Below are 295 nucleotides of genomic sequence, written 5' to 3'. Positions count from 1 at the left end.
CCTCAATTGCAGGCGCGTATTTCATCTGGACGCTGGGATCAGATCATTCGGGAGGGCGATGCCACTCCTGCGTGGCTCGCCACAGATTTCGGCGCAAATCGCCGGCGTGCGACGATCGTGGCACAGATCATCAAGCTCGGTCAGAAGCTCACCGACGATGCCGTAACGATGTTCATCAAGCTGATTGGTCGGTTGTTCTCGCAAGCCAACAATCGCATGAAACAGCGGCACATGGACGCTCGGCCCGAGACCTCAAAGATTCTTCGGATGTTCCTCGATACGATATCCGCCCTCC

The 295-nt window shown here is 56.6% G+C and carries 1 pseudogene; it reads left to right on the top strand.

From position 1 onward, the window contains the following. Positions 1-295 (top strand): annotated as a pseudogene (locus ACWGS9_RS36165) (hypothetical protein); the annotation flags it as partial.

The organism is Mesorhizobium sp. Arg314, from assembly GCF_053714275.1.
This window is presented reverse-complemented; position numbering and strand designations above follow the sequence as displayed.